The following is a 20,987-nucleotide window of genomic DNA, read 5'->3' on the forward strand; positions in this document are numbered from 1 at the left end:
CAATGTGGTCAAATTCATTTCTCGTTCGCAAAAAATGTTTGATCACATTGCTTTTCCCATCCCTTATCAAACATTGCAACTTCCCCAGCCTGTTCAACTGACCATCAAACGCCTTGACCTGATTCATCCCCAGATTTCGGGCAACAAGTTTTTTAAACTGAAATACAACCTATTGACAGCACAACAACAAGGTTTTTCTCAAGTCCTCACTTTTGGTGGTGCTTTCTCCAATCATATTGCTGCAACAGCCTTTGCAGCACAGCATTTTGGTTTTCAAAGTATCGGCATGATTCGTGGTGAAGAACTGGCTTCGCAACCATTCAACCCAACGCTACAAATAGCACATGATTTGGGTATGCAGTTAAATTTTGTCAGTCGTTCCGAATATCGTCTACGCCATCAAGCTGAGTATCTGCAACAGTTGCAGCAACAATATCCTCAAGCCTTTATTATTCCAGAGGGCGGAAGCAATACCCTTGCCATTCAAGGGACACAGGAAATCCTCTCCCCTGATGATTTAGAAAATTATGACGTGATTTGTTGTGCTGTGGGTACAGGGGGAACCCTTGCAGGCATCATTGAAAGCAGTTCAGAACTACAGCATGTTTTAGGCTTTTCAGCCTTGAAAGGTAATTTTCTCAAACAGGATATTCAACAATGGACTGATAAAAACAACTGGTCTTTAACCGATGCCTATTGTTGTGGTGGTTATGCCAAAACCACACCTGAACTGCTGCAATTTATACAGCAATTCGAACAACAATATGATATTCCTCTGGAACAGGTGTATACCGCTAAAATGATGATGGGACTTCTTGATTTAATCCAGCACAATCATTTCCCTGCCCACACTCGAATCCTGGCGATTCATACAGGAGGGTTGCAGGGAAAGCTTAAAGCATATTAAAACCCCCACAAATCTTTTATAATTGCCCGCTTTTCATCTACCGAGTAATACTCATGATTCATCAGGTTGATGTTGTTGTTTTAGGTGCGGGTGCATCAGGCTTGATGTTGGCTGCTGAAGCAGGCAAACGTGGGCGTTCAGTTGTAGTACTGGAAAAGGCCAATAAAATCGGTAAAAAAATTCTGATGTCAGGGGGAGGTAAATGCAACTTTACCAATCTGGATGTTGAGCCTTCCAACTACATCTCCGAAAATCCCCATTTCGTGATTTCGGCCCTTAGCCGTTACACCAACTGGGACTTTATTGGCTTGGTCTGTGAATATGGTATTGAATACGAAGAACGCAAGCACGGACAACTGTTTACCTTGAATGGGGCCAAGGAAATCTTGGAACTGTTACTCTCAGAATGTGACAAGGCCAAACGGATTAAAATTCAAACCCACTGTGAAGTTCAGCAGGTAAAATCCCAGACTGATTCAGGTTTTGTCATTGAAACTAGCCAAGGAACTTATCATTGTGAATCACTGGTTGTTGCAACAGGTGGGTTATCCATTCCAACCCTGGGTGGTTCAGGATTTGGCTATGAACTTGCGCAGCAGTTTGGCCATCATGTTTTCCCTACCCGTGCAGGTCTGGTTCCCTTTACCTTTTCAGACCATTTTAAGGAAGTTACAACACGCTTAAGCGGTAATGCCCTAGATGCCACCTTAATCAATGACCGTCATCAATTTACCGAAGCCCTGCTGTTCACCCATCGTGGTTTAAGTGGTCCAAGCTCATTGCAGCTTTCAAACTACTGGCATGTAGGGGAAAGCTTCAATATTGATTTCTTTCCAGGCCAGGATTTCGTGCAATTTTTTAAGGAAAGGAAAAAAGCACAGCCTAAAGTATTACTCCGTACCCTTTTAAATGAATTCACTGCAAAAAGTATCGTGCTGGAATTACAGCAGTTGATTTGGGCTGAGCAAAGTGAGACAGCGATTGGGAATATCAGCGATCTTCAACTTGAACAGATTGCGGCGCAACTGCATGCATTTACAGTGAAGCCATCGGGAACGGAGGGTTATCGTACTGCCGAGGTTACGCTTGGTGGTGTGGACACCAGCGAAGTATCCTCAAAAACCATGGAAAGCAAGAAGCAGAAAGGCTTGTATTTTATTGGTGAAGTACTCGACGTGACAGGTCATCTAGGGGGGTATAACTTCCAGTGGGCATGGTCATCTGCCCAAGCCGCAGCCCAATTTGTCTAGCTGTTTTTCAGTACACCACAGTTGAAATTTATTTCAACTTCGTTCATCTGAAGAGTTTGCTGCCTCTGAGGAAGATGCCTGCTGAGTATTTTCAATCGGTTTCTCTTTTACTGAACCCGACTTGGCAACCACAAACTTATACGCACTGGCCAAAAAGCCTACAGTGATGCCTGCAATAATAATGGGTGCGAATACGCGATTTGGCCTCTTCATTTTATCCTCCTATAGACTTTTTATTTTGGGGCTGTTGATATTTTATAAATGAATTGCGTTGTAGGCTAAAATTTCATCAGACTAGGCATGAAACGTAGGTAATAGCAAACCTATTGCCAAGTTTCATAACGAAGTATGAGGGGATTTTAGCCACAACCCTACGGGACAGGGATATTTTTTGTTGCTACTACGTTATGAAACATTCATTTAGAATGACTAAATTTCATGTTTCATGCCTTGTATCACCTAAAAAATTTCCTCTGTCGCAATCATAGATAAAGTATCATCAGCCCCTATACAAACAAAACGACCACCCTGCCTAGAGTGGTCGAATTGACCAAAAAAATCAAAGATTATTTTTACTATTCATCCGAATATGGAGGAATCGGTGGTTTTGGATTCTCTGGATTGATTGGTGTTGGCGCTATCGGATTTACTGGATTGGCTGTAGCAGGAGTCGTTGGAGTCACTGGACTGTTTGGCGTCATCTCATTTTGACGCAACGGATTTGGCTGTTTTGCCTCAGTTTTTGCTTTATCCAACAGATCACTGAGCAAACGTTCCGCAGGTTGACGACCACCTAGACCAAAAGCCAAAGCAAACGCGACAGCAACTGAACCGAGGGTTAAGCCAAATGCGAGGTTCACAATAGAGTCAGCAATACCCATGGCCCTTAAGCCCATCGCAATCACCAAGCCCATGATTAAAATACGGACCAGATTGCCCAACCAGCGTGAGCTATTGTATTCACCACGTTGAACCACATTGGCGACCACATTGGCCAGCCAGAAGCCGACAACCAGGATTACCGCACCAAGCAGGATACTGGCACCAAACTGGATAAACATCGCGATCAGCACACTGACCTGTTCCAAATCAAGTCGGTCAGCAGCCTCTGAAACCGCGAACAGCATGGTAAAGAACACAATCAAGCAACCGATGATATCTGAAACACGGGTTTGTCCAAGGAAGCGTTGTACATCCAGCTTCATTGGAATTTCATCAACACCCGCTCCTGAAACCAGTTCAGCCACCAAACGTCCAACAAAACGGGAAACCACATATGCCACAATCAGGATCAGACCAGCAGCAATAATTTGTGGAATCGCATACATGATTTGATTGAGCATTGTGGTGGCGGGTTGGGAAATTGCCTCTATACCCAGTGCTTCAAATGCCACGATCAAGGCCGTGATAATAATGATGGCAAAAACAAATGAACCCAGGAACTTGGATACATTGGAGTTCTTAAACAAACCTATTTTTTCTGCCTGTGTCTGCAAGCCAAGGCTATTACTCAAGCCCTCAACAATACCGCGCACAATTTTTGCCAGAATGTAGCCCACAAAAATGATGACACCCGCAATAAACAGGTTCGGCAAATAAGCAACCGCCTCATTCACCATATTCTGTACAGGAATCAACAGGCCTGTCAGGCCTAGAATAGACAGCACAATCGGCAGGAACAGCAACAAAACCAGCCAGTAGAAGATTTCACCAATATTACTGCTGAGTGAGCCTACACCTACCTCATTGCTGAGCTTCTCGTCCATTTCCGTTCTGGCAAGCACATTGGTTAGTCCTGCCTTGACCAGCCCTGCCACAATCCAGCCAATAAAACCGACTGCAACGGCCGCCAGCAGATTTGGAATAAAGGCCAGAATCCGACCAACCATATTGCTGAATGGATCACTCACGCCACTGATGTTCAGCACATTCAATGCACCGACAACGGCAAGGATAATCACAAACCAGAAAACCAGTTTGGAAATCAGGTTTTCAATGTTTGGTGTATGACCAGTGGCAGAAGACAATCTATGATTGGTGTTTAGTTTCTGGAGTAACTTTTTCACGCCAGCAGCAACAATCAATGCAATAATCCAACCTAAAAGTAAGATAACAATTGCCGCTAAAATTGGGTGAAACTGGTCCCAATAATACATTGCGTCGAATCCTCCTCTCTGGGAGGGATCAGTAAAATATTCATTCATGTGTTGTTATCCTTATGTTGTGTTTTAAAATTAATCAAACCACCCATGATCGCTCTATAACCAAGAACATAACTTATGGATGTCTCAACCTTAATTTTTGTCTATTTTCCAATCAACAAACGGCATCACTAATACAACAAAAAGTCCGCATAATTTTGCAAAAAAGCTCATTGATTCACACCAATGAGCTTTTTTAATTCAACAGGTTTTGGTCTAAAAATAAACGATCTAGGCATCCAAAAGTACCGACTGCATATGAGACAGCATTGCCTGTGCAGTTGGATTCGCTGAATGATCCGCGACCATATAAACAAGAAGTGCAATCAGGAAAATCCCCACAATGATCAACATATAAACGGGTAGTTTCCTTTTCTTTGCAATTTCCTCTCGACTCGCCACATGAGGTTGTGGCTTACTAAAATCATGCATGATAGCTAGCCCTCATCCTTTTTATTTCTCAGGCTTTTATCTTAGCAACTGCTTATGTTGCATTGTGTGAAAAAGCTTCGGACTATCGTTGTTGCTGTTGCAAAACTCTACTGTTTCTTCTTTGTTTTTTGTTTAAAATGTAGGCGGTTTAGAAAACGCTAAAAATAGGCTATACTACGCGCCCTCATTTCCTAAATGTTCTGCTTTATGTCCTACCAACAGCAAAGTGTCTCACTTGATCTAGATACGGATGTAACACATCAGTGTTTTCTACATTACACACGAGATGAGCATTTGATTGGACTGATTGAGTTCAACAAACCCAGCTATATCCTGAAATGGGGCGACCTTGAATATTTCCGCCGCCGTACCGAAGAACTTTCAGTGATGCCTTTTCCTGAATGCATCAATGCAATGATTGTGGATATCCGTAATGTTCAGGCTTTTCTGGACAATGAGGTTCCGATCTTGCCATGGCGTTTGCTTGAGGAAGAATGCCCTGTTCGCCTTGTGGTGCCACAGGAACGTCTGGAACACTATGCAGGACTGTTTGAACCCACATGGCTCACAACCGATGTCGATACCGCCATTCAGGAAATCCGTGAATTTATGGATATGTTTGTACATTAAGACATATCCAGTCCGCCCAAGATTACCAATAATTTTCCACCGCAATATTTCCCTCACCACGGCGGTTCATGCTTAAGCCACGCTGTTTTAAAGCTTCCTTAGTATCTTCCACCATTTGCGGATTACCACACAACATCACATGACTACTTGCTGGATTGAATGCTAATCCTGCCACCTTTTCCAGCTCCCCATTTGCAATCAGAACTGGTAAACGGTCATGTAAAGCCGCATCAGGATCACGGGTGATAATTGGAATAAACCTAAAGCCTGAATGCCCCTCACCAAACAGCTTGGCGATTTCCTGAATACGGTCAACATAGGCCAGTTCGGATGCGGTACGAACACTGTAGACCAAATTGATTTGTTGATATTTATTCCAGGTCTCAAAGTCTTGCAGCATCGATAAAAATGGCGCCAAACCCGTTCCCGTTGCCAACAGCCATAAATCCTGTGGTAAAGGCTGCTGATAACGTGCCAGAGTTAAATAGCCATAAGATATTTTTTCAAGATACAGCTCATCACCAACCTTTAAATGTTGCAGGTTTGAGGTAAAAGCCCCATCGGGAACGACAATTGAAAAGAATTCCAGCGTTTCATCAAATGGCGAAGACACCACTGAGTAAGCACGTACCACCAGTTCATCACCAACCATTAAACCAATACGGGCAAACTGCCCTGCGGTAAATTTAAAATGCGCTGGTCGGGTCATGGTGAAGCTAAACAGATTGTGGGCCCAGCGATGTACAGATAAAACCTTTTCTACGCTAAATTTTTCAATTGACATGATTTGAACGTGGCACGAAACAGTGAGCTCATGTTAGCATGATCAGATAATTCATGAATACTTTTAAACTCAAACGGTAAGGCTTTTAACATGCGCATGACATTACGCCAATTGGCTGTTTTCGTGGCGGTTGCTCAAGAGGGAACTGTAACCAAGGCGAGTGATGCTGTCCGACTGACCCAAAGTGCGGCAAGCATGGCCCTGGCCGATTTGGAAGATGGTCTTGGCGCACCGTTATTTGACCGCTTGGGCAAGCGCTTGCAGTTAAATGATCTGGGTCGTTTTTTGTTGCCACAAGCCCTGGAAATTTTAGGTCGTTGTGAATCGTTTGAACAGGCCGCCAAAGGTGAGTTACAAAGTATTGACCTACGTTTGGGCGCAACCCTGACCATCAGTGACTACCTGATGCCTGACCTTATGGCAGATTTTTTACAGCGCCATCCACAGGCACATTTACAGTTACAGGTGGGCAATACCCGTCAAATGATTGAAGCGGTGAACCAGTTTCAGCTTGATCTGGCCCTGATTGAGGGCTCATGCCATTTGCCCCAGTTACAGTGCATCCATTGGCGTGATGATGAGTTAGCAGTGTGTTGTGCTCCACAGCATCCCTTAACACAGTTAAACCGTCCACTCACCCCAGCAGACTTTAATGATGTGGAATGGATCTTACGTGAAGAGGGTTCAGGCACACGTGAAGTCTTTGACAACGCAATTTTAAAAGACCTACCTGATGCCAACATTCGCCTTACCCTAGGTCACAATGAAGCCATCCTGAAAATTGTTGCCAATGGTCTGGGGATGACCTGTGTATCACGGCTTGCGATTGAACCACTTCAGGAAAAAGGGCAATTGGTCATTCTGGATACACCTTTCTGGGAACTCACCCGTCCCCTGTTTATGCTGGTACATCGTCAGAAATATCAGGGACCTGGATTAAAGGCATTCTTACAATTTTGTGAAGATCAGGTGTAAATAAAACACCAAAGCCAAATATTTTAGCTTTGGTGTATTTTTACAGCATGAATTAATACTAATATTTATTGTACAGGATTCCCTTCAATCATAATTTGATCGCCTTGTTCCTTAAAATTAATGATATAGCTTATATGTTCTTGATTATTTAAGGCTAGATTTGCCTGACAAGACAATATTGCATCCTTATTCGTATCAATTACTGCTGTGTCAACTGAAATTGATTTTATATGATAAGTTTGAGCATAAGTCCCGTCATTAAACATTTGCATAATTGATTTTTTAACACGGTCACTTGAGCAATCTTTTAAATCATATTTTGAAACGATACCCACATCGAATAAATCCAAAAAGTAATTTCTTATTGGATCAAAATATATATAGCCTATTACAGCAAGAATAATGACAATTATCAGATTCGTATAAGCCTCACTCTCATTTTCTTTTTCTACTGCTTGCTGTTTTTTCTGCAATAACTCGTCATTTGGCGCCCCACAATGGATACATGCTTCTGAACGATCACTATATTCCTTATCACATTCCAAACATTTTTTAAGCATATATAACCTTTTATTTTTTAAAGAATAAAGGAGTTATGCTAGCATGTGATTACACAGGCTTACAATACTGCTTATCTTGTACCCTAATTATGAAAGACAAAAAAAATCCTTTCACAAAATTAAAGGCGAATAATTAACTACCAATAAAACAATTCAAGATAACTAACGTCGGAAATTTGACAGTAATTCGCTAGTGATGGCCTTATTATGATCCATGATTTTGTTTTTCTTAGTTTTCGCGGGGTTTGGGTCGACACACTCAATCTTGACCGCCTTAAACTTTCCCTCATTTTCCTGCACTAAAAACTTAACTTTTTCATTTCTCTTTGGCTCACCCTCTGATGCAGGATAATCTGAGATATGAAAAAACACGTCTCCTTCAGCAGTGGCAATAAAACCAAATCCCTTGTCTGGATTATATTGTTTAATTTTTCCCTGATAGAATTCTTGCTTCATGGCCTGCACCCAATTTTATAAAGACGATGGGAATAGTATATAAAAATTAAAAAGAGACGTTCGATCTTTCCTTAAAAATTTATGGATAGATTACGTCTCTTTTCAATCTATTTTAAAAATTAGTCTTTCTGGACACTACCAAAAATCTTGTCGCCCGCATCACCCAGACCAGGGACAATATAGCCTTCTTCATTTAAGCCCTGATCAATCGAAGCGGTATAAATACGCACATCTGGATGAACGGCCTCAACTTTAGAGATGCCTTCAGGTGCGGCAACCAACACCATCACCCGAATGTCCTTGCAACCACTTGCCTTTAGCACATCAATTGCAGCAATCAGAGAATTCCCTGTAGCAAGCATCGGGTCAATAATCATGGCCAAACGGTTGGCAACATCAGGCACCAGTTTTTTATAATAGGTACGAACTTCCAAAGTTTCCTCATTCCGTTCCAAGCCCAACACACTCACTTTCGCACTTGGAATCAGGTTAAGCACACCCTCCAGCATCCCAATTCCAGCACGCAGGATCGGAACGATGGTAATCTTTTTTCCTGCAATGCGTTGGGTTGTGACCTTGCCCGTCCAGCCATCAATTTCATCATCCGACATCGGCAAGTCCTTGGTTGCCTCATAGGTCAGCAACATCGTGACTTCTTGCGCCAACTCACGAAAATTCTTGGTGCTGATGTCTGAACGGCGGAGCAGACCAAGTTTATGGCGAATCAACGGATGGCGAATTTCCTGAATAGACACGAGTGAGTACCTAAATAAATATTAATCTTTGCCTATTATAAAGCGTTTTTTTACTCTTCAATAAAAAAGCCCCCAATTTTTGGAGGCTTTTTTGTACAAATCAGTGCATTACTGCTGTTGTGACAACATGAAGTGCAATGGAGAAAGAATCTCAGACTTCAATGCAAGGTTGATCATTGGGTCTGGATAGATGCCCAGGAGTAGTACAAGTAATGCAGCACCAAGTACCATGATACCACCGACCTTGGTTCCCCAGTGTGCATCGGCATCAATACGTGGAACATCTGGCGGTGTCATGTACATCACCACCATCACACGTAAATAGTAATACAAACCGATACCACTACCCACCACAATCATTGCAGCCAGGAACCAGTGCTGGGTTGTCACCGCAGCCATCACCACAAGGAACTTACCAATGAAGCCCGCTGTTAATGGAATACCAGCCAAGGACAGCATCATCACAGTTAAGGTCGCTGTCAGGATCGGACGGCGCCAGAACAAACCACGGTAGTCTGCCAAGCTTTGTGCTTCATCTACATTGTTATATGGACTGGACATCAACGCCACCGCACCGAACGCGCCGATTGTGGTCAATACATAAGTGATCACATAAACGGTGACACTGCCCAGGCTTGCATAGGTCATGCTAATCAATGCAATCAACAGGTAACCAAAGTGTGCAATGGATGAATAACCCAGGATACGTTTCAAGTTGACTTGACGCACAGCCAGCAAGTTACCCACCAAGATCGACAGCACAGCAATCACCGTTAAAACGGCAACCAATGATTCAACCAGAATCGCGCCTGAAGTCAACAGGTAACGAACAAACAGGCCAATGGTTGCAACTTTTGCTGCGGTTGCTAGGAATGTCGCCATTGGTGCTGGCGCACCTGCATACACGTCTGGCGTCCATTTATGGAATGGTGCAAGCGAGAGTTTGAATGCAACGGCAAAGACGATTAAACCCAGGCCCAACAACACCATTGGCTGTTTGATGGCAGTAAACAATGCCTGAACAGAATCATAGAATGACAATGAACCTGTATAGGCATAGATATATGCCATACCCATCAACAACATGGCAGACGCAGTCGCAGAAAGCACAAGGTATTTAATCCCTGCTTCAAGCGACTGGCTACGTTGATAGGTATACGCCAACATGCCGTATACTGGAATCGACATCAACTCAAGGCTGATAAAGAACGCAGCATAGTGTGAGCTTGCAACCAACAGCATTGCACCCGCAACTGAACACAGCAACAGGATGTAAAGCTCTTCACGGTTGTCCTTATAGGTCTCGATGTAGGCATGAGACAAGGTACAGCACGCCAAGGAAGCGATCAGAATCAGGAATTGGTAGAGCATGGTAAATGGATCAACCATAAACATGCCCATGATGTTCACTGGCGCGAAGTGCCCACTGAACATGGTGTACACAATATAAATTGCAGACAGGTTAAGACCCACAACCGAGGTTGTCGCGATCAGGTTGTGATTACGCTTGATCGCAATCAGCAGCATGACCACCACTGCGGTCAACGCCACAATCATCACTGGGACAAGTGGCATAAGCTCAGAAAAAGAAATTGTGAAGTTCATGGTTTATTGCATCTCCACATGTTCAAGTTGAGTTGCAGCCTGTTGAACAGTTTCAACAACTTCTTGTACTGGCATATAACTATTGACTAACCACTGCATACTTGAATGGGACATATCCAGGAATGTCTGTGGGTAAAGTCCCAACCAAAGCAAACCAATCACACAGATCATCAAGATGCTGACTTCACGCGTAGATAAGTCTTTAAGCGGTGTCGTGTAGTGTTTTTGCTGTTCTGGATTTGGCTCACCAAACAGTGCCTTGTGAATCAGGATCAAACCATAGAGGCCAGCAAACACCAGACTGACTGCCGCAATGATGGTAAACGCTGGATAGGCCTTGAATGAACCCATCAGGATCAGGAATTCACCAATAAAGTTACCTAGACCTGGTACCCCCACCAATGCTGCAACAAAGAACATCAGGAAGAATGGCAGGTATTGCAACTGGCCACGCAGACCACCCATCAGGCGCAGTTCACGGGTATGTAAACGTTCATATACCTGACCAGACATAATGAACAATGCAGCAGATGATAGGCCATGTGCCAGCATCATGATCATCAAGCCCTGGAAAGTCAGGATATTACCTGCATAAATTGCAAGTAGGATGAAACCCATGTGCGAAATGGAGGTATAGGCAAGCAGGCGTTTCATGTCGGTTTGCTGATACGCAAGGAATGCACCGTAGAAAATACCAATCAAGCCCAGAATAATCGCGATATCAGCAAACTGTGCTGATGCTGCTGGGAAGAATGGAATCACAAAACGAAGCAGGCCATACGCTGCGGTTTTAATCAGGATACCCGCCAAGTCCACAGAACCCGCTGTTGGTGCCTGCGCATGCGCATCAGGTAACCAGCCGTGTAATGGGAATACTGGTAATTTCACCGCAAAACCGATGAAGAAACACAACATGAATGCATAGGCAACTTCAGGTGGCAAGTGGTTCGCAACAGCCAATAAATAGTTGTAATCGAAACCGATCATGCCTGTCATCATGTATCCATAGACCACCAAGCCTAAGATACCGATCAACATGATTAAGCCAGCGATCTGCGTATACAGGAAGAACTTGGTTGCAGCGTAAACACGTGAACGACCATTCGAACCTGAATGTCCCCATAGTGCAATCAGGAAGTAGATTGGCACCAGCATCATCTCCCAGAAGAAGAAGAACAGGAACAGGTCAATCGCCAGGAATACACCAATCACCCCGCCCAAACTCCAGAGCAGGTTTAAGTGGAAGAAACCAACATTCTTTTGAATCTCGCCCCATGAACAGCCAACTGCAAGCACACCCAGTAATGCAGTGAGCAACACCATGAGCAGAGACAAGCCATCCACAGCCAGATGGATGCTAATACCAAGCGTCTGAATCCAAGGGAGATGGAATTCAGCCGCCCAGGTTGGGACCTTTCCGCCCAACTCGTAGCTATATGTACCACTTTGCCAAAGTGCGATGCCCAAACCGAAGGTAATGAGCATACCAATCAAGGCAATCCAGCGTGGTAGATGTTGGTCGAACTTATCAACCAACCAACAAATAAAACCAGCAATGAAAGGAACCAAAATCAGTGCGGGTAAAATTAAATTGTTTTCCATTTTATTTCCCCACAACCTGAATCACGATCAAGATCATCAATAACACCACTACACCGAGTGACATGCTTGATGCGTATTCACGCAATGAACCTGTTTGACGAGAACTTGTAAAACTATTACCACTTTTCACAATCGCAGGAAGTACCAGCCATAAGCCATCAACTGGATCACGGCCCAGAATTTTCGCAATCAATAAGTAAGGTTTTACAAATACGATGTCATACAAGGCATCAAAACCAAATGCGGTACGGCAGATATGCGCCAAACCTGCACCCAAAGAGCTTTGGGCAAATGATTTAACCGCACCGTAAGCAAAGGCGAACAAGAAAATACCGACAGCTAAACCAACAAGTGCAATACCACTCGCTAAATGCTCAGCATGTGCAACAGCAGCTTCCAATGTTTCAGGAACAACAAAACTTGGAATACTTGCAGTCGTCAATAATTTTGCAACTGGTGCTTGAAGGAAATAACCAATCCCTGTTGATAACGTAGCAAGAATTGCCAGTGGTCCCCAGTAGGTCACACCATGAATGGCATGTGCATGGGTTTTTTCTTCACCGAAGAATACAACCCAAATTAAACGGAATGTATAGATAGATGTTAAGAATGCACCTGCAACACCCACCCAGTACAAGGTATGGTAAAGTGGAAGATTTGCAATTGTAGACTGTGCATATACAGCACCCAAAATCGCATCTTTAGAGAAGAAGCCCACTGTCACGATTGGAAGTGCTGCCAATGCGCCACCACCGATCACAAAACACCAGAATACGAATGGAATCTTTTTACGTAATCCACCCATTTTAAAAATGTTCTGTTCGTGATGACATGCCAGAATCACTGCACCTGAAGAAAGGAACAATAACGCTTTAAAGAATGCGTGGGCAAGCATATGGAATAAACCAGCCTGATACGCCTCAGCACCCACAGCCATAAACATATAACCGAGCTGACTCATGGTTGAGTAAGCCAAGATACGTTTGATATCGGTTTGAACCAATGCTGCAAAACCAGCCACCAGCAACGTCACAGCACCTGTAATCGAAATGAACTGCATCACTTCTGGTGCCATTTCCATTACAGAGAACATACGGCAGCACAGATAAACACCCGCTGTCACCATTGTTGCAGCGTGGATCAACGCAGATACTGGTGTAGGACCAGCCATCGCATCGGCCAGCCATGTTTGTAATGGAATTTGCGCTGACTTACCTGCCGCACCCAGGAACAACATCAATGCTGTCCAGATCGACAATGATGAGCTTTGCGTCATGACAGTTGCTGCATTTTCAACGATGTACTGTGTATTCAACGTACCAAATTGTTGATAGAGCAGGAACAATGCGATGAGCAGGAATACGTCACCCACACGTGTTACTGTAAATGCCTTGATTGCCGCCCAGCCATTTGCAGGGTTTGAGTAGTAGAAACCAATCAACAGGTATGAACACAGACCTACACCTTCCCAACCCAGGAATAATAACGCAAGGTTATCGCCAAGTACCAATAACAACATGCTGGCAACGAACAGGTTGAAATAGGAGAAGAAACGCGCATAGCCCTCTTCACCACGCATATACCAGGATGCGAAGATGTGAATCAGGAAACCGACACCCGTGATCATACCTGTCATCAGTAATGACAAACCATCCAGGTGCAAGCTGATACCTGGCTCAAAACCGCCAACACTGAACCAAGTCCATAAATGTTGAACAAAAACGGCCTGACCGCTGCTGGTAAATGCAAGACCAGCAATTAAAGCAAATAATGCAGACAAGCCGACTGAACCAACACCAATAATGGCAGCCACATTTTCAGAAAGCTTGTCACGCCCTGCCGCCAACAGGATAAAGCCAATCAGCGGGAATAAAACGGTTAAATATAATGTACTCATCCGCGCATCTCACTAGCAGCATCCACATCCAGATGATGGAAGCGATGATAAAACTGAAGGACGATCGCAAGACCGATACATGCCTCGGCTGCGGCAAGCGTCAGGATCAGGATGAACATCACCTGTCCATCTGGCTGTGCCCAGACGCTGCCTGCCAAAACAAATGCCAACGCGGCGGCATTCATCATGACTTCAAGGCTCATTAACATAAATAAAAGGTTACGTCGTACCATCACACCGTAAAAGCCCAGTGCAAAAAGGATGGTTGCAACGATCAAACCATGTTCTAAAGGGATGTGTCCCATTATTGTTTATCCTCTTCCGCACTTGGTTCACGTTTGCCGAGGTGATATGCAGCAACAAGGGCTGCAAGCAATAACATTGCGGCAACTTCCACCAATAATAGATAGTGGGTAAATAACGCCTGACCCACAGCCTTTGGCCCTACAATTTCCATACCCATTGGCGCAGAAATCGTGGTGTATTCACCACCCAGCATCCACACCAGAATCAAGCCCAAAATAAAGCTCAGCATGGCTGGATAGGCCCAGGCATCAGAAGTCAACCATTTGCTTTCCTGTTCAACGGTTTCCTGCCCAAGATTGAGCATCATCACCACAAACACGAACAGCACCATGATTGCGCCAGCATAGACGATGATTTCAAGCGCACCTGCAAATGGCGCGCCCACAATCATGAAAATACCTGCAACCGCTAGCAATGACACAATCAGGCTCAGTAATGCATGCACAGGATTGGTATTGGTTACCACACGAATCGTCGAAACAATGGCCACAAGAGCCATTAAATAAAATGGCCACATCATGGTAATAAGCTCCGTACATCAACTGGTGCACTTTCTTTCTGCGCCTGACCTTTATCCTTGCCAGTCACCGCCATACCCGTTACACGGTAGAAGTTGTAGTCAGGATATTTACCTGTTCCAGAAATCAACAGGTTTTCTTTTTCGTAGACCAGGTCCTGACGCACATATTCACACAGCTCGAAATCAGGTGTCATCTGGATGGCCGTGGTTGGGCAAGCCTCTTCACACATACCGCAGAAAATGCAGCGTGAGAAGTTGATGCGGAAAAACTCTGGATACCAACGTCCATCTTCCTTTTCCGCTTTCTGCAATGAAATACAGCCCACAGGACACGCAACCGCACACAGGTTACATGCCACACAACGCTCTTCACCATCAGGATCACGTGTCAAGACGATACGACCACGAAAGCGTGGCGGTACAATCTGCTCTGCTGGTACTTCTGGATATAAAATCGTGTCACGCTTACGTGTGACATGGCTAAACACCATCCACAACGAACGTACAATCGATCCAAATCCAGCTAGAATTTTATACATTTTGTACTCCCTGCTGTCCTAGGCCTGATTCATCAGAATCACAGCACCAGTCACCAACAAGTTGACCAACGCCAATGGCAAACAAACTTTCCAACCAAAGTTCATGACCTGGTCATAACGTGGACGCATCAATGAGCCACGTGCCAGGACAAACATCATCACAAAGAATGCTGTTTTAATCACGAACCAGAAAACGGGTGGAACAAATGGAATTTCCAGATTAAATGGTGCAAGCCATCCACCGAAAAATAAGGTGACGATCAATGCTGAGATCAGAACCACGTTGACATATTCCGCAACGAAGAACATCCCCCACTTCATACCACCATATTCAACATGATAACCTTCCGCCAATTCCTGCTCAGCTTCTGGCTGGTCAAATGGATGACGGTGAGTCACCGCGACACCCGCAACCACAAAGATCAGGAAGCCGATGAACTGGGGAATCACAAACCAGACATCACGCTGAGCTTCCACAATCTCACGTAGATTGAATGAACCTGCAATCGCAACCACACCCATCAATGAGATACCCAAAAACACTTCATAAGAAATGGTTTGAGCCGCAGAACGCAGACCACCGAGTAATGAGTATTTGTTGTTGGATGCCCAACCACCAAACAGCACCGCATAAACAGCAATACCCGCCATTGCCATAAAGAACAACAGGCCGATACTCATGTCAGCAACGCCCAAATATGGGCTTACTGGAATGACCATGAATGACAGTACCGCAGTTGCCATCGCAACCGCTGGTGCCAGACGGAAAGTCAGCTTGTCGGCGAACTTAGGTGTCCAGTCTTCCTTGAACATAATCTTGAGCATGTCGGCAACAATCTGGAACATACCCCCAGGACCAACACGGTTTGGACCATAACGGTCTTGCCATAATGCCAAAAGACGACGCTCAATAAACGACATCAAAGCGGCAACCAGTACCACCACCAGCAGGATCACAACTGCCTGAATCACTGAGTAGGCGATTGGCCAGTTCTCAGCCCAGAGTGGCGTTTGACGTATAATTTCTTGATTCATGAATTACACTCCTACCGCCACAGACACAGGCTCTGCCAATGAAACTGTTGGTGCTAGACCAATTGGATAACCAATGTAGCCTGTTGGTAAATATTCAATGACCTGTACAGGTAAGCTGATGCTGGTTTCACCTGTTTTCACGGTAATACGCTGACCATCCTGAACATTTAAACGGGTCGCATCCTGTTCACCCACCGCAAACATTGCTTCAGGAATACGTGATTCCATTGCTGGTGTTTTGATAGTGAATTCGCCAGAACCAAAGATATGGTGCATTGGCACCAGACGGAAGCTTTCAGGATTCACAACAACAGCTGAAGGTGCCACATAGCTACGCGCAGGACGTTTTGCTAAACGATCGAATAGACGAATACCTGAATCACCACCTTTTAAGTGACCACCCACTTCATCCTGGTATTTGTTCCAGGCTTGTGGTGAGTTCCAACCCGCAGACCATGCGAAAGGCACCAAAGATGAATTGGTCTGGTTGCCCACATAACCTTCCATCGAGAAAGTTAATGCTGAGTCTGGATCAGTCGGCTGTTTTGGTTCGTGAATCGACAACGGCGCACGCATTGCTGTACGGCCAGAGTAACGACGTGGTTCACGCGCAATCTTCAAACCGTGAATACGATAACCCGCATCAGGTGCAACATCTTGAATCGCTTCAAGCACAGGAACATTCTTCACGATGTCATCAATCACATCATCAAGAAGTGTCCAGTCCACAGCTTTGCCTTTAAGACCCGTCTCAATGGCATGTAACCAGCGCCAAGATTCCTTGATCGCATATTCAGGCTTGTAGTAGCTTGGGTCATACACTTGATAGAAACGTTGTGCACGGCCTTCTTGGCTCACTACAGTACCATCACCCTCAGCAAAGCTTGCTGCTGAGAGTACGATATCCGCAAGTTTCAAGGTTTCAGTTTCACTATGATCAAGTACGATCACAGTTTCAGCCTTGTCAAATGCAGCTTTCACTTGAGCCACTGGTAAACGACGCGTCAGGTCATTTTCAATGACAACGATGGCCTCATAATCCTGGGCAAATGCTTGCTCCAGGCTTAAACCACCGAACAATGCCAAGCCCATTGAGTTCACTTCAGGAACGGTCAATGACAAGCCAGCATTTACACCTAGGTTCTGGGCAACTTGTGCCGCAGCTTCCATGATTGCAGGATCTTGCAAGCTAGTACCAGAGATAATCAATGGCTTTTTCGCAGCTTTCAAGGTATCTGCAATGGTTTGTGCAAATGCTTTTGCATCATCTGCTAAACCAGTCAATGCTTCGCCTTTCACCGCAGCAGCAACCGCGAAACCTAAACGTGCGATGTCATTTGGAGATGCGACTACTTCACCTGTTGCAACATCCGCTAATCGGGTTTGGGTTGCAGCAAGGATATAGATTGGTGATTTTGCATCCTGACCGATACGCTGTACAGGTTCAGCCAACCAGTCTGGGGTACGTGTTGCAGCAGCCATTTCTTTGGCTTTGTTTTTCGCAGCCTGACGAACAGACAATGCCATACGTGGCGCAGTCTGGGTTAAGTCTTCACCCAAGATCAACACCGCATCATAGCTTTCAATTTCACGCATGTTCGGGTTGTAAATACCCTGGGTTTGCATGATGGATGCCGCCAGTTCAACCAGATTCTGGTCTTTTTGAGACATCCCTGTTGAATAGTTGTCCTGTCCAACCAGTTCACGAAGTGCGTAGTTTGATTCAAGGCTTGCGCGTGGAGAACCGATACCCAGCACCGTCTTACCCTTGAGTTGGGCAATCACATGATCCAAGGCCTGATCCACACTTACGGTTGAAACAGCTTCAGCATTGCGGAACTGTGGCTGGCGCGGACGGTCTGCACGGTTGACATAACCGACACCAAAACGACCTTTATCGCATAGGAAGTATTGGTTGACCGAACCATTGAAACGATTTTCAACACGACGGATTTCACCATAACGCTCACCTGGAGAGATATTACAACCAGAAGAACAACCAAAGCATATGCTTGGCGCATACTGCATATCCCATTTACGGTTATAGCGTGCAGAATGGGTCTTGTCGGTGAATACACCTGTTGGACAGACTTCAGTCAGGTTACCAGAGAATTCAGATTCCAAAGTGCCTGATTCTGGACGACCGAAATACACACGTGACGCATTGGCATACACGCCAAAATCTGTACCACCCGCATAATCCTTGTAGTAACGCACACAACGGTAACAAGCGATACAACGGTTCATCTCATGCGCAATAAACGAACCCAGCTCCTGATTGTAGTGGGTACGTTTGGTAAAGCGGTAGCGTCGACGGTCGTGCTGGGTCATCACCGTCATATCTTGTAAATGACAGTGGCCACCTTCTTCACAGACTGGACAGTCGTGTGGGTGGTTGGTCATCAAGAATTCAACGATCGACGCACGGAAATCGGTTGCTTCCTTGTCTTCAATCGAGATATAGGTATTGTCGGCAGCAGGTGTCATACATGACATCACCAGACGTCCACGCGTGTCTTCCGCATTGTTGTACTGGGTAACGGCACATTGACGACAAGAACCAACAGAACCTAAGGATGGGTGCCAACAAAAATACGGGATATCGATGCCAAGGCTTAAACATGCCTGAAGCAAGTTTTCTGAGCCGTTGACTTCATACGATTTTCCATCGACATGAATTGTAGCCATAGTCGAATTCCTTAAACCTGTTCTACATCACGAGCTGCGACATGGGTATTTACCTTTGCCTCAAACTCATGACGGAAATATTTTAATGCGCCCATCAGTGGCTCCATCGCACCTGGTGCGTGGGCACAGAACGTCTTACCAATCCACAACTTTTTAGTGAGTTCAGACAAATGCTGGATGTCTTCCATCTTGCCTTCACCACTTTCAAGTGCTTTCAGTGCTTTCACAGCCCAAGGTAAACCATCACGGCAAGGTGTACACCAGCCACAGGACTCACGCGCAAAGAATTCTTCCAGATTACGGGTCGCAGACACCATACACTGGGTTTCATCCACCACCATCAACAAACAGGTCCCCAAACGTGAACCCGCTTTCATGATGCTTTCAGCATCCATTGGCAAGTCAATATGCTCGGCAGCCAGAAAGTCAGTTGACGCACCACCTGGCAACCATGCCTTAAGCTTCAAGCCGTCACGCATACCGCCTGCATGGTCTTCAATCACTTCACGCGCAGTGGTACCAAATGGCAATTCCCAAAGACCTGGGAACTTGACCTTGCCTGACGCACCATAAATCTTGGTGCCTGGGTCTTTGGACTTGTGCGCTGACAGGTTGATATACCATTCAGGACCACGCAGCATAATCGCAGGTAGGTTATTGTAGGTTTCAACGTTGTTGACAATCGTTGGACGGCCCCATGCCCCTGCCACCTGTGGAAATGGTGGCTTGGTCCGCGGATTGGCACGACGACCTTCAAGCGAGTTGATCAATGCGGTTTCTTCACCACAGATATAACGTCCTGCGCCTGTGTGAACGTACATTTCAAAGTTCCAGCCAGTTCCAAGGATGTTTTCACCCAGATAACCTTTGGCACGGATTTGCTCCAGCGCTTCATTTAAATATTGCGCTGCCTCAATATATTCACCACGAATAAAGATATAACCATGCGTTGCTTCAAGGGTATAACCTGCAATCAGCATGCCTTCAATCAATTGATGAGGAAGTTTTTCCATCAGCAAGCGGTCTTTAAAGGTACCTGGCTCCATTTCATCGGCATTACAGATCAAATAGCGTGGACCACCATCATTCGGTGCCATCAATGACCATTTAATCCCTGCTGGGAAGCCTGCACCACCACGACCTTTTACCGTTGCGGCCTTGATGACTTCAAGCACATCCTTTGGTGGCATGCCTAAGGCCTTTTTAAAGCCTGCATAACCTTCAAGCGCTTCATACTCATCTGCCGCACGAACAAACTCTTGTTTGCTCAAACGCCAGGTCAGTGGATGCGTTTCTGGGTTACCGTCGCCATAAATTGGTTTTGGTTCAGTATTCATACATACTTCTCCAATAACTGTTTGATTGAAGAGGTCTCCACTAAACCGTGGGTATCTTCATCAATCATTAAAGTTGGTCCCTTGTCACAGTTGCCGAGACAGCAAATTGGCAGCAAGGTGAAACGACCATCTGCCGTGGTTTGTCCATACTGGATACCCAACTCGCGCTGGAACGCTTCCGCCAGGGTTTCCGCCCCCATCAGGAAGCATGCAATCGAGTCACACAATAAAATCACATGACGACCCACAGGCTGGCGGTAGATACGGTTATAGAACGTTGCCACACCCTCTAAATCTGCCACACTGATGGTCAGCAATTGTGCAATTGCGTTCATTTGCGCGTCATCTACCCAGCCATTACGGCGCTGTACACACTTCAAGGCATCCAGAGAGGCTGCACGCGGGTATGGATAGTGGTCAATGTGATGTTCAATGTCATGGATTTCGTCAGCAGTCAAAATTCCTTCGACATTCACACGTGGTTTTTTATCAGTCAAAATCATCATAA

21 protein-coding genes are annotated in these 20,987 nt (G+C 45.2%); 4 read left to right on the plus strand and 17 right to left on the minus strand.

The window, feature by feature from the left end; genetic code table 11:
• Positions 1 to 34 precede the first annotated feature (34 nt).
• The gene (locus tag N5J47_RS08280) at positions 35 to 907 is read left to right on the plus strand and encodes a pyridoxal-phosphate dependent enzyme (RefSeq protein WP_279959518.1); all 873 of its coding nucleotides are present in this window, start codon (positions 35 to 37) and stop codon (positions 905 to 907) included.
• Positions 908 to 960: 53 nt separating this feature from the next.
• Entirely contained in the window at positions 961 to 2,157 is a 1,197-nt protein-coding gene (locus N5J47_RS08285) for an NAD(P)/FAD-dependent oxidoreductase (RefSeq protein ID WP_279959519.1), read from the plus strand.
• A 33-nt stretch (positions 2,158 to 2,190) separates the two neighbouring features.
• On the opposite strand, the gene N5J47_RS08290 is transcribed toward N5J47_RS08285, so the two are convergent.
• From N5J47_RS08290 to N5J47_RS08300, 3 genes are all read right to left on the minus strand, one after another.
• Positions 2,191 to 2,370: a hypothetical protein gene (locus tag N5J47_RS08290; RefSeq protein ID WP_267980105.1), complete on the minus strand. Its 180-nt coding sequence runs from the start codon at positions 2,368 to 2,370 to the stop codon at positions 2,191 to 2,193.
• A gap of 362 nt (positions 2,371 to 2,732) precedes the next feature.
• Positions 2,733 to 4,361 carry a mechanosensitive ion channel gene (locus N5J47_RS08295; protein WP_279959520.1) on the minus strand — a complete coding sequence of 543 codons (1,629 nt, stop codon included), beginning with the start codon at positions 4,359 to 4,361 and terminating at the stop codon, positions 2,733 to 2,735.
• Between the two features lie 228 nt (positions 4,362 to 4,589).
• Positions 4,590 to 4,790 carry a hypothetical protein gene (locus N5J47_RS08300; RefSeq protein WP_267980103.1) on the minus strand — a complete coding sequence of 67 codons (201 nt, stop codon included), beginning with the start codon at positions 4,788 to 4,790 and terminating at the stop codon, positions 4,590 to 4,592.
• A 207-nt stretch (positions 4,791 to 4,997) separates the two neighbouring features.
• Between N5J47_RS08300 and N5J47_RS08305 the strand changes: the two genes are divergently transcribed.
• Positions 4,998 to 5,420: a hypothetical protein gene (locus N5J47_RS08305; protein ID WP_279959521.1), complete on the plus strand. Its 423-nt coding sequence runs from the start codon at positions 4,998 to 5,000 to the stop codon at positions 5,418 to 5,420.
• A 22-nt stretch (positions 5,421 to 5,442) separates the two neighbouring features.
• On the opposite strand, the gene N5J47_RS08310 is transcribed toward N5J47_RS08305, so the two are convergent.
• Entirely contained in the window at positions 5,443 to 6,204 is a 762-nt protein-coding gene (locus N5J47_RS08310; protein ID WP_279959522.1) for a ferredoxin--NADP reductase, read from the minus strand.
• Positions 6,205 to 6,294: 90 nt separating this feature from the next.
• Between N5J47_RS08310 and gigC the strand changes: the two genes are divergently transcribed.
• On the plus strand, positions 6,295 to 7,179 hold the full coding sequence (gigC, locus tag N5J47_RS08315) for a LysR family transcriptional regulator GigC (RefSeq protein WP_279959523.1): 885 nt from the start codon (positions 6,295 to 6,297) through the stop codon (positions 7,177 to 7,179).
• A 65-nt stretch (positions 7,180 to 7,244) separates the two neighbouring features.
• Here gigC and N5J47_RS08320 read toward each other — a convergent pair whose 3' ends face one another.
• From N5J47_RS08320 to nuoE, 13 genes are all read right to left on the minus strand, one after another.
• Positions 7,245 to 7,739 (minus strand): hypothetical protein, encoded by a 495-nt coding sequence (locus tag N5J47_RS08320; RefSeq protein WP_267980099.1) that lies wholly within the window; start codon positions 7,737 to 7,739, stop codon positions 7,245 to 7,247.
• Between the two features lie 162 nt (positions 7,740 to 7,901).
• Positions 7,902 to 8,195 carry a cold shock domain-containing protein gene (locus N5J47_RS08325; RefSeq protein WP_279959524.1) on the minus strand — a complete coding sequence of 98 codons (294 nt, stop codon included), beginning with the start codon at positions 8,193 to 8,195 and terminating at the stop codon, positions 7,902 to 7,904.
• 119 nt (positions 8,196 to 8,314) lie between these two features.
• Complete coding sequence (gene upp / locus N5J47_RS08330) at positions 8,315 to 8,950, minus strand: uracil phosphoribosyltransferase (protein ID WP_267980097.1); 636 nt, start codon at positions 8,948 to 8,950, stop codon at positions 8,315 to 8,317.
• Between the two features lie 108 nt (positions 8,951 to 9,058).
• Entirely contained in the window at positions 9,059 to 10,555 is a 1,497-nt protein-coding gene (gene nuoN, locus N5J47_RS08335; RefSeq protein ID WP_279959525.1) for an NADH-quinone oxidoreductase subunit NuoN, read from the minus strand.
• 3 nt (positions 10,556 to 10,558) lie between these two features.
• Positions 10,559 to 12,157 carry an NADH-quinone oxidoreductase subunit M gene (gene nuoM, locus N5J47_RS08340; RefSeq protein WP_279959526.1) on the minus strand — a complete coding sequence of 533 codons (1,599 nt, stop codon included), beginning with the start codon at positions 12,155 to 12,157 and terminating at the stop codon, positions 10,559 to 10,561.
• Between the two features lies 1 nt (position 12,158).
• A complete protein-coding gene (gene nuoL / locus N5J47_RS08345) occupies positions 12,159 to 14,054 on the minus strand; it encodes an NADH-quinone oxidoreductase subunit L (protein ID WP_279959527.1) in 1,896 nt (631 codons plus the stop codon).
• A complete protein-coding gene (gene nuoK, locus N5J47_RS08350; RefSeq protein WP_004638057.1) occupies positions 14,051 to 14,359 on the minus strand; it encodes an NADH-quinone oxidoreductase subunit NuoK in 309 nt (102 codons plus the stop codon). The genes nuoL and nuoK overlap by 4 nt, the downstream gene beginning before the upstream one ends.
• The gene (nuoJ, locus tag N5J47_RS08355; protein WP_279959576.1) at positions 14,359 to 14,877 is read right to left on the minus strand and encodes an NADH-quinone oxidoreductase subunit J; all 519 of its coding nucleotides are present in this window, start codon (positions 14,875 to 14,877) and stop codon (positions 14,359 to 14,361) included. Before nuoJ ends, nuoK begins: the two co-directional genes overlap by 1 nt.
• Positions 14,877 to 15,419: an NADH-quinone oxidoreductase subunit NuoI gene (gene nuoI, locus N5J47_RS08360; RefSeq protein WP_267980093.1), complete on the minus strand. Its 543-nt coding sequence runs from the start codon at positions 15,417 to 15,419 to the stop codon at positions 14,877 to 14,879. Before nuoI ends, nuoJ begins: the two co-directional genes overlap by 1 nt.
• Positions 15,420 to 15,437: 18 nt before the next feature.
• Positions 15,438 to 16,454, minus strand: a complete 1,017-nt coding sequence (nuoH, locus tag N5J47_RS08365; RefSeq protein WP_267980092.1) for an NADH-quinone oxidoreductase subunit NuoH — start codon at positions 16,452 to 16,454, stop codon at positions 15,438 to 15,440.
• 3 nt (positions 16,455 to 16,457) lie between these two features.
• On the minus strand, positions 16,458 to 19,142 hold the full coding sequence (nuoG, locus tag N5J47_RS08370) for an NADH-quinone oxidoreductase subunit NuoG (protein WP_279959528.1): 2,685 nt from the start codon (positions 19,140 to 19,142) through the stop codon (positions 16,458 to 16,460).
• Between the two features lie 11 nt (positions 19,143 to 19,153).
• Entirely contained in the window at positions 19,154 to 20,479 is a 1,326-nt protein-coding gene (gene nuoF, locus N5J47_RS08375; protein WP_267980090.1) for an NADH-quinone oxidoreductase subunit NuoF, read from the minus strand.
• Positions 20,476 to 20,985, minus strand: coding sequence for an NADH-quinone oxidoreductase subunit NuoE (nuoE, locus tag N5J47_RS08380; protein WP_267980089.1), 510 nt, complete (start codon positions 20,983 to 20,985; stop codon positions 20,476 to 20,478). Before nuoE ends, nuoF begins: the two co-directional genes overlap by 4 nt.
• Between the last annotated feature and the right edge of the window lie 2 nt (positions 20,986 to 20,987).

This window comes from Acinetobacter sp. GD03645, assembly GCF_029845285.1.
GTDB classification, from domain to species: domain Bacteria; phylum Pseudomonadota; class Gammaproteobacteria; order Pseudomonadales; family Moraxellaceae; genus Acinetobacter; species Acinetobacter corruptisaponis.

Coding starts and splice junctions, on each gene's coding strand:
- N5J47_RS08280 (WP_279959518.1), top strand. CDS start 35: ATGTTTGATCACATTGCTTTTCCCATCCCTTATCAAACATTGCAACTT.
- N5J47_RS08285 (WP_279959519.1), top strand. CDS start 961: ATGATTCATCAGGTTGATGTTGTTGTTTTAGGTGCGGGTGCATCAGGC.
- N5J47_RS08290 (WP_267980105.1), bottom strand. CDS start 2,370: ATGAAGAGGCCAAATCGCGTATTCGCACCCATTATTATTGCAGGCATC.
- N5J47_RS08295 (WP_279959520.1), bottom strand. CDS start 4,361: ATGAATGAATATTTTACTGATCCCTCCCAGAGAGGAGGATTCGACGCA.
- N5J47_RS08300 (WP_267980103.1), bottom strand. CDS start 4,790: ATGCATGATTTTAGTAAGCCACAACCTCATGTGGCGAGTCGAGAGGAA.
- N5J47_RS08305 (WP_279959521.1), top strand. CDS start 4,998: ATGTCCTACCAACAGCAAAGTGTCTCACTTGATCTAGATACGGATGTA.
- N5J47_RS08310 (WP_279959522.1), bottom strand. CDS start 6,204: ATGTCAATTGAAAAATTTAGCGTAGAAAAGGTTTTATCTGTACATCGC.
- gigC (WP_279959523.1), top strand. CDS start 6,295: ATGCGCATGACATTACGCCAATTGGCTGTTTTCGTGGCGGTTGCTCAA.
- N5J47_RS08320 (WP_267980099.1), bottom strand. CDS start 7,739: ATGCTTAAAAAATGTTTGGAATGTGATAAGGAATATAGTGATCGTTCA.
- N5J47_RS08325 (WP_279959524.1), bottom strand. CDS start 8,195: ATGAAGCAAGAATTCTATCAGGGAAAAATTAAACAATATAATCCAGAC.
- nuoN (WP_279959525.1), bottom strand. CDS start 10,555: ATGAACTTCACAATTTCTTTTTCTGAGCTTATGCCACTTGTCCCAGTG.
- nuoM (WP_279959526.1), bottom strand. CDS start 12,157: ATGGAAAACAATTTAATTTTACCCGCACTGATTTTGGTTCCTTTCATT.
- nuoL (WP_279959527.1), bottom strand. CDS start 14,054: ATGAGTACATTATATTTAACCGTTTTATTCCCGCTGATTGGCTTTATC.
- nuoK (WP_004638057.1), bottom strand. CDS start 14,359: ATGGGACACATCCCTTTAGAACATGGTTTGATCGTTGCAACCATCCTT.
- nuoJ (WP_279959576.1), bottom strand. CDS start 14,877: ATGTGGCCATTTTATTTAATGGCTCTTGTGGCCATTGTTTCGACGATT.
- nuoI (WP_267980093.1), bottom strand. CDS start 15,419: ATGTATAAAATTCTAGCTGGATTTGGATCGATTGTACGTTCGTTGTGG.
- nuoH (WP_267980092.1), bottom strand. CDS start 16,454: ATGAATCAAGAAATTATACGTCAAACGCCACTCTGGGCTGAGAACTGG.
- nuoG (WP_279959528.1), bottom strand. CDS start 19,142: ATGGCTACAATTCATGTCGATGGAAAATCGTATGAAGTCAACGGCTCA.
- nuoF (WP_267980090.1), bottom strand. CDS start 20,479: ATGAATACTGAACCAAAACCAATTTATGGCGACGGTAACCCAGAAACG.
- nuoE (WP_267980089.1), bottom strand. CDS start 20,985: ATGATGATTTTGACTGATAAAAAACCACGTGTGAATGTCGAAGGAATT.